We start from the raw sequence: 8,464 nt of genomic DNA, 5'->3' as shown, positions 1-8,464 counted from the left end.
CGTATCAAGTAACCAATGACTAAGCATAAAAATACCCTCATAATCAAAAGATGATAAGGGTATTGTGAAGCAACCAAAAGATCGGTCAACCGATCAAAAATACCTTAACTGATCGGTGTTATCACTTTGTGAGGCTTTTTTGTGCTAAATGTATAGGAAATAATAACACCTCAAGCACCTCAACAATGATCAAAACATTTACCTTTTCGTTGCTTAGTGTATTAGCAATTTTTAACGCTAAAGCACAAGAGCTAAAAACCATCGATGAAATTCACAGTGCATATAAAAATAATTCTATTAATGCACAGCAACTCACCCAAAATTATATAGATCGAATTAATAAACTTAATCCACACTATAATGCGGTTATTAGTTTAGAGCCTACAGCTATTGCTCAAGCTAAAACGTTAGATGAACTTGCCGCCAAAGGAACTTGGGCTGGGCCATTACATGGAATACCTGTACTTCTTAAAGATAATATAGAAACTAAAGGCACACTTCCCACAACGGCTGGCTCTTTAGCACTTAAAAATAACGTTACTGATAATGATGCTTTTGTTGTTAAACAACTACGTAATGCGGGCGCTATAATTTTAGGTAAAGCTAATTTAAGTGAGTGGGCAAATTTTCGTTCATCCTATTCATCTTCAGGCTGGAGTGCCTTAGGCGGACAAACACATAATGCGCACGATGTAACACGTAACCCATGTGGTTCTAGCGCAGGTTCTGCTGTTGCGGTAGCACTTAACTTTGCGCCTATAGCATTAGGGACTGAAACAGACGGTTCAATTACGTGCCCTGCCTCAGTAAATGGAGTTTATGCAATAAAACCGAGTATGGGCCAAGTATCACGCTCAGGCGTTGTGCCTCTTTCAAGTAGCCAAGATTCAGTAGGGCCGATGGCGCATTCACTTAAAGATTCGCTGCTGGTTTTATCTGTTTTGCAAGGTGAAGACTCCCTTGATGCGACAACTACAGGGTTTGAATTAAAAACAGGTAATATAAAATCAAAATCGTCACTTATTATTGGTGCACTGCCTAGCGACAAATTTACAGTTGAAACGCAGCGCCTTTATGCCAAGCAGTTACAAGCATTACAACAGGCTGGACACACTGTTATAAATGTAGATATTACTGATAACTTAGATACGCTATTTGTTGATGAATACTATATTTTACTTTATGACTTCAAAGCCGAAATTAATCACTACCTCGCAAACACTCCAACACAAGTGGCTGTTAAAAGCCTAAAAGCACTTATTAATTTTAATATTCAAAATAAAAAAACAGAAATGCCCCACTTTGAGCAAGACATCCTAGTTCAATCGCAGGCTATTGATTTAACCAACAAACAAAAATACCAGGAGACTAAAGAACGCTATCGCACTTTAGCAACGACAGCCATTGTTAATGTATATAAAAACAACAAGCTTGATATTGTTATAGCGCCTACAGTATCCCCCGCCTGGAAAACTGACTTAGTTAATGGTGATAATTTTAATGGCAGTAGTAGTTCGTTATCTGCTATTGCTGGCACAACGCACATAACCCTACCGGTCGGAAAAGTAAGTGGTTTACCGGTTGGTTTGTCCATAATAGCAAATAAAGAGGGCGAGCAAGCGGCTTATGTATACGCAAATATTATTGATGAGGTGTTATCATCAGGCACAAAAAAACCTGAGTAAACTCAGGTTTTTTTAAACTAAACGGCGTTAACTATGACTTTTTAAGTGACAGTTTTTCGCCTTTTAAGCTTTTACGAACGCTTGAAATACGTGAGCGATTTACTGCTCTCGCTTCACCGGTTGCTTGCCCTGATAACTTGTTAGAACGTGTACGGCGTAAATGCGCTGGTTTTTTACCAATTTTATCAATTAGTACTTCACGGTTACTTACTTCGTAACCTTCTAAATATACACGTTTGATTTTCTGGCCGATTAACGTTTCAATTTCAAACAAAGTGTTTTCTTCTTCGCGGCTAACAAATGAGATTGCTTGACCTTGACGACCAGCACGACCTGTACGGCCAATACGGTGAACGTAATCTTCTGCAAGCCATGGTAAATCAATATTAATTACACGAGGTAAACCATCAATATCAATACCGCGAGCAGCCACTTCTGTAGCTACTAATACACGTACTTTGCCTTCTTTAAATTCACGTAAAGCACGACGACGGTTACCTTGAGATTTGTCACCGTGGCAAACGCCCGCCGGAATACCATCAAGGTTAAGCTCTTTAACAAGCTCGTCAGCCGTTTCTTTCATGTTTACAAATACAAGCACTTGTTGCCAGTTTTTCTTACCAATCAATTCAGAAAGTAGCTCTTGCTTACGACGTTCTTCAACAGGGTAAACAACATGCTCAACAGTACTTGCTGTACTGTTAGTTTGATCAACACGCACTATTTCAGCTTGTTTTAATACTTTAGATGCAAATTGTTTAATTGCTGCAGGGAAAGTAGCAGAGAAAAGTAAAATCTGGCGCTCTTCTGCACAGCTTTTAATCACGTTTTGCATGTCTTCAATAAAGCCCATATCAAGCATACGGTCGGCTTCATCAAGAACAAGGTGTTTTACACTTGCAAGGCTTAAGTTACCTAAGCGAATATGATCAAATAAACGACCTGGTGTTGCAACAACAATATCTACACCTTCTTTTAAAGCATTTGCTTGGCCGGCGGTACTAACACCACCAAATAAACTTACGACTTTAAGTGATGTATGCTTTGCAAAATCTCTAAAATTATTTGCAATTTGTTCTGCAAGTTCACGCGTTGGAGCAAGTACTAATGCATGAGGTGCATTAGTTGTGCTGAGTTCAGACTCAACCAATTTTTGGATGATAGGTAAAGCAAACGCGGCAGTTTTGCCGGTACCAGTTTGTGCACTGGCTAAAACGTCTTTACCTTTACGAACAGCAGGAATTGCTGCGCGCTGAATGGGCGTAAGGGTGTGATAGTTAAGTTCGTCCAACGCCTGGATGATTTCAGGAGCGAAACTAAAAGATTTAAAATTCATGCTGTATAACCTACGGCCACATTATCAAGGGTCGCAAATTATACAGTAAAAACGAGCTAACAGTTAGTCATAACTTATCTTTTAACGTGTTTAATCTACTTTATACCGTTTAAATATTAAAGAGGTGTTAATACCACCAAACGCAAAGTTATTACTCATCACGTAATCGGTATTAATCTCACGCCCTTGATGCCTTATGTAATCAAGCTGAGCACATTCGTCATCAACGTTATCTAAATTAATTGTTGGTGCAAACCAGTTATCTGCCATCATATTAATGCTTGCCCATGCTTCTATTGCACCACAAGCACCTAATGTATGCCCCAAATAACTTTTTAACGAGCTAATAGGTTTGCTGCCCAATGCTTTAAACGTTGCGTGAGACTCGGCAATATCACCTTTATCTGTTGATGTACCATGAGCATTAACGTAACCAATTTTTTCTGGTTCTAAATTGGCATCTTGCAGTGCCATTTCTATCGCTAGTTGCATTGTTTTTGATGTTGGTTGAGTAACGTGCTGTCCATCAGAATTACAACCAAAACCAACCACCTCAGCTAATATTGTTGCTCCGCGCGCTTTTGCATGTTCGTATTCTTCTAAAATAAGTGTACCCGCGCCTTCGCCTATCACTAAGCCATCGCGATTTTTATCAAAAGGTCTTGGTGTTTGTTTTGGTGTTTCATTTTTTGTAGATGTTGCATAAAGCGTATCAAATACGGCGGCTTCAGTAATACATAACTCTTCAGCTCCACCAGCCACCATTATTTTTTGTCGGCCAAACTTGATCGCTTCATAGGCGAAGCCTATTCCTTGAGATCCCGATGTACAAGCAGAGCTTGTTGTTATAACACGCCCTTTTAAACCAAAAAAAACACCAACATTTACAGGGGCAGTATGCGCCATCATTTTAATGTAACTCGTGGCTGTTACACCTGACATCGACCCCGTTTCCATCATATTTGCAAAGGCGAGTAATGGCTCAGTAGAGCCAGTAGATGAGCCATACGCTATGCCCGTAGAGCCATCTGTTAGACTTTCGTGCTCGAGTAGTTTGGCTTGTTCAAGTGCGCATTCAGTAGCACGAGTTGACATAAGTGACACTCGCCCCATTGAACGGATTTGTTTTCGTTTGTAATGACCTGGTCGCTCAAAGTGTTTAACTGGCGCGGCTAAACGAGTATTGAGGTTGTCAGCTATATCCCACTCTGGCATAGTAACAACAGCATTTTCGCCTTTAATTAAGGCTTGTTTGAATTCAGACCAATCATCGCCCAATGCAGTGACCACCGACATCCCTGTTACAACAACGCGTTTAATCAAACCATGCCACCATTAACCGAAATCACTTGGCGTGTTATGTAAGCTGCATCATCAGACATTAAAAAAGCGACTGTTCCCGCAACTTCTTTAACGCTCCCCATGCGTTTAAGGGGTATCATTTTCATCATTTCATCAATAGGTAATTCATCAGTCATCGCGGTTTCTATTAAACCAGGTGCCACACAATTAACTGTGATTTTGCGTTTTGCCAATTCTAATGCAAGTGCTTTAGTGGCCCCAATAATACCGGCTTTTGCTGCACTATAATTTACTTGTCCTCGGTTACCTGCAATACCTGACACCGATGACATTGTAATTATTCGCCCACCTTTACGGCTTTGTACCATAGGCATTACAGTTGGGTGTACTACATTATAAAACCCATCAAGGCCTGTACGTATTACACAATCCCAGTCTTCCCCTTGCATAGCAGGAAATGCCATATCGTTAGTAATACCTGCATTACACACCACGCCATAATAAGCGCCATGCTGAGCTATATCTTCTATTATTTGTGCTTTGGCCTGCTCTCTGTCGCATACATCAAATTGTAATAAACTGGTGGCTCTACCTAATGCATTAATTTCATCGCATGTTGCTTGAGCTTGCTCAACACCCGCTCTGCAATGTACTGCAATATCAAACCCTTGCTCAGCAAGTTTTAACGCAATAGCTTTACCAATACCACGGCTTGAACCCGTAACTAAAATTCTTTTTGTCATTGATTTTCTCTTATAAATTCCAACGGGTTTTCAGGCTGAAATACATTAATTTTTGCTTGGCAAAGTAGAGTTTCACACACGAGTATTTGACATTCAAATACACTTAAACCTGACTCTTCTTGATATAGCTTTTTCACTTCAATAGTCAGCTTACTGCCGTTTTTAAAACACGGTTGATAAGTTTGATATTTTCGCGTGCCAATTAAAAAACCAATTTTTACAGGTTTATTTTCATCATTCGCTAACGCACCAGCGTAAGCGGCAATAGACTGCGCCATGTACTCAACACCAATATAGCTAGGTACGCCGTTAATTGCAGGACTAAAAAAAGGGCTTTGCTCAGTGATAGTAACGCCGCATTGAGCTTCATCTTCGCTGTGTGTTAAAAGGCTATCTATTAAAATCATAGGCGCATCATGCGGGACTACTTGCTCTATAGGGTAATTAGTCAACGTTAACTCCCAATATTAAGCTGGCATTATTACCGCCAAACGCAAATGAATTAGATAAGCAGTATTTAAGAGCGGGCTTAAACGCTTGTTTTATTATTTTTATATCAGCCAAATCACTGCCTTCTTTAATCGCGTTATACGGCAGCATATGTTGGCCGCTGTCTTTTAATAATAACCAACATATACCGGCTTCAATGGCGCCTGCAGCACCAAGAGTATGCCCTGTTAAATGCTTACTTGAGCTAAGCGGGGTATTGTTGCCAAACACGCGATTAATTGCAAGTGCTTCCATTTCGTCATTTTTTACAGTAGCCGTACCGTGAGCGTTAATATAATCAATATCACCACAGGATAACTTTGCGCTTTTTAGTGCTTTTTCCATTGAGGCTTGGGCGCCCATCCCATTAGGATCGGGGGCTGACATATGATGCGCATCTGAGCTTTCGCCACTGCCTAATAACATAACGCCGTTATTTGTTATTGGCTTATTTTTAGTCATTACAAATAAAGCGGCCCCTTCACCAATATTAATGCCGTCTCTGGTGCTAGAAAAAGGCTGGCATAAACCCGAGCTTAAAGAAGCGAGCGAGTCAAAGCCATTAATTGTTAATTGGCACAAACTATCCGCACCACCACAAATTACCACATCGGCTAAATCAGCATTTAGCAAAGCTCGGGCGCTAATTAACGCTTTGCTACTCGACGTGCACGCAGTAGAAATACTGTAACAAGGCCCTAGAGCCCCTATTTTATGTGCAATATAATGAGCGGGTGTTGCTAACTCTTGATCACTGTAACTAAAGTCATCAGGCCAGAGTTTTGTACTTTCATAGCTTTTACGCGCTCTTTCGCCATCATGAATACCTGATGTACTAGTACCCATTACAATTGCGATACGCGACTTATTAATATGCGAAAGTTTATCTAAGGTTGGCTTAATCTGCTCTAAAGCTAGATCAATAAATGTATTGATACGTTTATTATTTGATAAAGCAATAGACTGAACTTGCCCGACATACAGCGGAGTTTGCTCAGCACTTAAACTTTTATTTAAAGTTAATAAAGGAGTTGCAGGGTTATATTTATTTAAGCTTGTTGTGGTTGCATCTTGGCCTATGCCCATCGCACTCACAATGCCTAAATCATTCAGCCAATATGTCACTGTTCTACCTTTTTAAATGTTATTTGATACTGATGTAAAATATTGTTCAACGTTGTCGACTCATCACTATAGTCAATGGTGATAAATGTACCCTCATCGTTAAATACCTGCCGATTAGAGCCAACCTGCTCTATTAAAGCACCCTCTAACTGCTTTTGTAAAAATGCTACTGGCCAATGTACTAATGCAATATCCGCCAAAATATAATGAGGGTCTATCCCTTCTACCGCCAGCATATTTCGTGTTTTTACTGGGCCATTTAAAGGTTTTTCAAGCTCCATAATCGGAAAGCTTTGCACTGTCATTAACAATAACTTAATTGCACCTTTGTCATTTATAGCTAATTGGGCAAATACAGTGTGTGTTTTTTGCTGATTCGTAATATACAAAACATGCTGCCAAGACTTATCAAACATTTGTGCTGGCACGCTATTAATATTTAATTGAATATTAGGTGATAGATACACTCTATTTTTAGATGCTGTAAAACTCGTACATGCGCTCAATACAGCAAATATAAATACACTACACACCGCATACTTAATTAATTTTGACATAACTGAGCCAACACATTTAAACGGCGTTCACTTTGTGCAACAAATGGGTTATTTGTATCCCATGCGTAACCCGCTAAAATAGCACTAATCATTTCTCGCACCTGAGTATTTTGTTCAGAGTAAAATATCACATCCTGAAAACGCGTATCGTACCACCCTGTTACAAATGTTCTAAAACAATCGACCCCAGCTTGTAATGGCTGTGCGTAGTGAGCGTCAAAATCGACGACTTCGTTTTTTAAATAGCGATCAACAAGTGGGGCAATTAAATTTGCAGATTTGAGTGCAATTGTTACACCTGATGAAAATACCGGGTCTAAAAATTCCCCCGCATTACCCAATAAAGCAAAGTGCTTACCATATAACTTACTCACATTTGCCGAGTAGCCTTTTATATTTTTTGCTGGAGTTAATAACTCACGCTGTGCTAACAGTGTTTTTAAATAAGGGTCTTGCTCTATAAATTGATTTAGTAAATCGCTAGATTCATCATCATTAAAACGCTCTGACTGCGCCACAACCCCAATACTCGCAGTACCATCACTAAAGGGAATAAGCCAATACCACACGTCTGAATATTGAGGGTGTACGGTAATCAAAATTTTATTTCGATCGAAGCTTGTATCACTAATATTGTCTTTAAAGTGACTAAAATAAGCGCTTCGAACAGGAAAGTTAGAAGGAAGCTCTAAATCTAACAATTTTGGTAATACACGCCCAAAGCCACTTGCGTCCAATACAAATCGGGCATTAACGCGATAAGCTTGCTGCTGCTCATTGTGTACCACTAATGATGCACCATTTGGCTCATCACAGTAGTCAACCACCGTGTGCTTATATCTGATTTCTACGCCTTGTCCTTGTGCTTTGTCTGCTAATAATTTGTCAAAGTCGGCTCTTTTCACTTGATACGTAGTGCCTGGGCCTTTAGTAAATTTTTCAGTGAAATTTATAGTTGTATTTTGCCCTGCCCGATGAAAAGCAGCGCCATCTTTAAACTGAAAACCTAAAGCCGCTGCATTGTCATGTAGTGTATCGATTAAGCCCGCGTCTTCTAAGTACGCCATACATTGCGGCAGTAAGCTTTCACCAATTGAAAAACGTGGAAACACCTGCTGTTCAAGTACCAGTACCCGCCATCCCTTTTGAACTAAAAGACTACTAGCCAATGCACCCGAAGGCCCAGCGCCAATAACAACAACATCGTACTGCTCAAGGTTATTCAAA

General features: G+C 39.9%; 8 protein-coding genes. 1 reads left to right on the top strand and 7 read right to left on the bottom strand.

Going from position 1 to position 8,464, the window contains the following annotated elements; all coding sequences use genetic code 11:
* Positions 1–185: 185 nt before the first annotated feature.
* The gene (locus tag I6F44_RS17090) at positions 186–1,685 is read left to right on the top strand and encodes an amidase family protein (protein ID WP_197174246.1); all 1,500 of its coding nucleotides are present in this window, start codon (positions 186–188) and stop codon (positions 1,683–1,685) included.
* A gap of 31 nt (positions 1,686–1,716) precedes the next feature.
* Here the strand turns inward: I6F44_RS17090 and I6F44_RS17085 are convergent, their stop codons facing one another.
* The 7 genes from I6F44_RS17085 to I6F44_RS17055 all read right to left on the bottom strand — a co-directional run bounded on the left by I6F44_RS17085 (position 1,717) and on the right by I6F44_RS17055 (position 8,463).
* Positions 1,717–3,021, bottom strand: coding sequence for a DEAD/DEAH box helicase (locus I6F44_RS17085; RefSeq protein WP_002958629.1), 1,305 nt, complete (start codon positions 3,019–3,021; stop codon positions 1,717–1,719).
* A 90-nt stretch (positions 3,022–3,111) separates the two neighbouring features.
* Positions 3,112–4,341: a beta-ketoacyl-ACP synthase gene (locus I6F44_RS17080; protein WP_197174247.1), complete on the bottom strand. Its 1,230-nt coding sequence runs from the start codon at positions 4,339–4,341 to the stop codon at positions 3,112–3,114.
* Positions 4,341–5,066, bottom strand: coding sequence for a 3-oxoacyl-ACP reductase FabG (fabG, locus tag I6F44_RS17075; RefSeq protein WP_007580797.1), 726 nt, complete (start codon positions 5,064–5,066; stop codon positions 4,341–4,343). Before fabG ends, I6F44_RS17080 begins: the two co-directional genes overlap by 1 nt.
* Positions 5,063–5,518, bottom strand: a complete 456-nt coding sequence (locus tag I6F44_RS17070; RefSeq protein ID WP_024591752.1) for an ApeP family dehydratase — start codon at positions 5,516–5,518, stop codon at positions 5,063–5,065. Before I6F44_RS17070 ends, fabG begins: the two co-directional genes overlap by 4 nt.
* The gene (locus I6F44_RS17065) at positions 5,511–6,680 is read right to left on the bottom strand and encodes a beta-ketoacyl-ACP synthase (protein WP_197161309.1); all 1,170 of its coding nucleotides are present in this window, start codon (positions 6,678–6,680) and stop codon (positions 5,511–5,513) included. The genes I6F44_RS17070 and I6F44_RS17065 overlap by 8 nt, the downstream gene beginning before the upstream one ends.
* The gene (locus I6F44_RS17060) at positions 6,677–7,237 is read right to left on the bottom strand and encodes a DUF3261 domain-containing protein (RefSeq protein ID WP_197174245.1); all 561 of its coding nucleotides are present in this window, start codon (positions 7,235–7,237) and stop codon (positions 6,677–6,679) included. The genes I6F44_RS17065 and I6F44_RS17060 overlap by 4 nt, the downstream gene beginning before the upstream one ends.
* The gene (locus I6F44_RS17055) at positions 7,225–8,463 is read right to left on the bottom strand and encodes an NAD(P)/FAD-dependent oxidoreductase (RefSeq protein WP_197161315.1); all 1,239 of its coding nucleotides are present in this window, start codon (positions 8,461–8,463) and stop codon (positions 7,225–7,227) included. The genes I6F44_RS17060 and I6F44_RS17055 overlap by 13 nt, the downstream gene beginning before the upstream one ends.
* Position 8,464 lies beyond the last annotated feature (1 nt).

This window comes from Pseudoalteromonas sp. NZS11_1, assembly GCF_015864275.1.
Classification (GTDB): Bacteria; Pseudomonadota; Gammaproteobacteria; order Enterobacterales; family Alteromonadaceae; genus Pseudoalteromonas; species Pseudoalteromonas arctica.
This window is presented reverse-complemented; position numbering and strand designations above follow the sequence as displayed.

What these genes read in the sequence shown, in the direction of transcription:
- I6F44_RS17090 (WP_197174246.1), top strand. Translation starts at nt 186, where the DNA reads ATGATCAAAACATTTACCTTTTCGTTGCTTAGTGTATTAGCAATTTTT.
- fabG (WP_007580797.1), bottom strand. Translation starts at nt 5,066, where the DNA reads ATGACAAAAAGAATTTTAGTTACGGGTTCAAGCCGTGGTATTGGTAAA.
- I6F44_RS17085 (WP_002958629.1), bottom strand. Translation starts at nt 3,021, where the DNA reads ATGAATTTTAAATCTTTTAGTTTCGCTCCTGAAATCATCCAGGCGTTG.
- I6F44_RS17060 (WP_197174245.1), bottom strand. Translation starts at nt 7,237, where the DNA reads ATGTCAAAATTAATTAAGTATGCGGTGTGTAGTGTATTTATATTTGCT.